1 rRNA gene is annotated in these 3,007 nt (G+C 52.6%); it reads right to left on the minus strand.

Annotation, left to right across the window (positions count from 1 at the left end):
• Positions 1–20 precede the first annotated feature (20 nt).
• Positions 21–2,940, minus strand: a 23S ribosomal RNA gene (locus tag ABRT01_RS18005).
• Positions 2,941–3,007 lie beyond the last annotated feature (67 nt).

Here is a 3,007-nt window from a genome sequence, read left to right on the forward strand (position 1 = left end):
GTATCAACGAATCAAACAATATAGATAAGTCCTCGATCGATTAGTATCCGTCAGCTCCACGTGTCACCACGCTTCCACCTCGGACCTATCAACCTCATCGTCTCTGAGGGATCTTACTCACTCGAAGTGATGGGAAGTCTTATCTTGAGGGAGGCTTCATGCTTAGATGCTTTCAGCACTTATCCTTGCCACACGTAGCTACCCAGCTATGCTCCTGGCGGAACAACTGGTACACCAGCGGTGTGTCCATCCCGGTCCTCTCGTACTAAGGACAGCTCCTCTCAGACTTCCAACGCCCACGACGGATAGGGACCGAACTGTCTCACGACGTTCTGAACCCAGCTCGCGTACCGCTTTAATGGGCGAACAGCCCAACCCTTGGGACCGACTACAGCCCCAGGATGCGATGAGCCGACATCGAGGTGCCAAACCTCCCCGTCGATGTGAACTCTTGGGGGAGATAAGCCTGTTATCCCCGGGGTAGCTTTTATCCGTTGAGCGATGGCCCTTCCATGCGGAACCACCGGATCACTAAGCCCGACTTTCGTCCCTGCTCGACTTGTAGGTCTCGCAGTCAAGCTCCCTTGTGCCTTTACACTCTGCGAATGATTTCCAACCATTCTGAGGGAACCTTTGGGCGCCTCCGTTACCTTTTAGGAGGCGACCGCCCCAGTCAAACTGCCCGCCTGACACTGTCTCCGAACCGGATCACGGTTCTGGGTTAGAATGTCCGTACAACCAGGGTGGTATCCCACGGGTGCCTCCACCGAAGCTGGCGCTCCGGTTTCGATGGCTCCCACCTATCCTGTACAAGCTGTACCAACATGCAATATCAGGCTACAGTAAAGCTCCACGGGGTCTTTCCGTCCTGTCGCGGGTAATGCGCATCTTCACGCATCGTATAATTTCACCGGGTCTCTCGTTGAGACAGTGCCCAAGTCGTTGCACCTTTCGTGCGGGTCGGAACTTACCCGACAAGGAATTTCGCTACCTTAGGACCGTTATAGTTACGGCCGCCGTTTACTGGGGCTTCGGTTCAACGCTTCGCTCCTGTGAGCTAACGTTTCCCCTTAACCTTCCAGCACCGGGCAGGTGTCAGCCCCTATACTTCGCCTTTCGGCTTCGCAGAGACCTGTGTTTTTGCTAAACAGTCGCTTGGGCCTATTCACTGCGGCTTCTCATGCAAGAAGCACCCCTTCTCCCGAAGTTACGGGGTCATTTTGCCGAGTTCCTTAACGAGAGTTCTCCCGATCACCTTAGGATTCTCTCCTCGCCTACCTGTGTCGGTTTGCGGTACGGGCACCTGTGACCTCGCTAGAGGTTTTTCTTGGCAGTGTGAAATCGGGAACTTCGTGACCATTTTCACTCCCCATCACAGCTTGCGATTGCTGGACGGATTTGCCTATCCAACTCGCTTACTGCTTGGGCGCACACATCCATCGGTGCGCTTTCCCTATCCTTCTGCGTCTCCCCATTGCTCAAACGGTCATGAGGTGGTACAGGAATATCTGCCTGTTGTCCATCGCCTACGCCTGTCGGCCTCGGCTTAGGTCCCGACTAACCCTGAGAGGACGAGCCTTCCTCAGGAAACCTTAGGCATTCGGTGAAAGAGATTCTCACTCTTTTTTCGCTACTCATACCGGCATTCTCACTTCAAAGCGCTCCACCAGTCCTCACGGTCTGACTTCACAGCACTTCGAACGCTCTCCTACCATTGTTCTTTCAGAACAATCCGCAGCTTCGGTGATACGTTTAGCCCCGGTACATTTTCGGCGCAGCGTCACTCGACCAGTGAGCTATTACGCACTCTTTAAATGATGGCTGCTTCTAAGCCAACATCCTGGTTGTCTAAGCAACGCCACATCCTTTTCCACTTAACGTATACTTTGGGACCTTAGCTGGCGGTCTGGGCTGTTTCCCTTTCGACTATGAACCTTATCACCCATAGTCTGACTCCCAAGATCAAGTAGCTGGCATTCGGAGTTTGACTGAATTCGGTAACCCGGTGAGGGCCCCTCGTCCAATCAGTGCTCTACCTCCAGTACTTCCTTTTCTTGAGGCTAGCCCTAAAGCTATTTCGGAGAGAACCAGCTATCTCCGTGTTCGATTGGCATTTCACCCCTACCCACACCTCATCCCCGCATTTTTCAACATACGTGGGTTCGGGCCTCCAGTCAGTGTTACCTGACCTTCACCCTGGACATGGGTAGATCACACGGTTTCGGGTCTGCGACCGTATACTACAAACGCCCTGTTCAGACTCGCTTTCGCTACGGCTCCGTGTCTTCCACTTAACCTTGCATACGATCGTAACTCGCCGGTCCATTCTACAAAAGGTACGCCGTCACCCATTAACGGGCTTCGACTACTTGTAAGCACACGGTTTCAGGTTCTCTTTCACTCCCCTTCCGGGGTGCTTTTCACCTTTCCCTCACGGTACTGGTTCACTATCGGTCACTAGGGAGTATTTAGCCTTGGGAGATGGTCCTCCCGGATTCCGACGGAATTCCACGTGTTCCGCCGTACTCAGGATCCACTCCGGAGGAAATTCTCTTTCGATTACAGGGCTCTTACCCGCTATGGCTGATCGTTCCAGATCGATTCATCTAAAGAATTTCTTGGTAACTCCATTGGAGTGTCCTACAACCCCAACAGGCAAGCCTGTTGGTTTGGGCTGTTTCCGTTTCGCTCGCCGCTACTTGGGAAATCGCGTTTGCTTTCTCTTCCTCCGGGTACTGAGATGTTTCAGTTCCCCGGGTCTGCCTCACCTACCCTATGTATTCAGATAGGTGTACTGCTCCATTACGAGCAGCGGGTTCCCCCATTCGGAAATCCCCGGATCAGTCTACTTACGACTCCCCGAGGCATATCGGTGTTAGTCCCGTCCTTCATCGGCTCCTAGTGCCAAGGCATCCACCGTGCGCTCTTTTTCACTTAACTATATTTAAGAACTTTAAAAGTTGATGTCGTTGTTTGTCTTGCTCTTATTTAGTTTTCAAGGTACAAA

This window comes from Lentibacillus sp. L22, assembly GCF_040812445.1.
Classification (GTDB): Bacteria; Bacillota; Bacilli; order Bacillales; family Amphibacillaceae; genus Lentibacillus_C; species Lentibacillus_C daqui.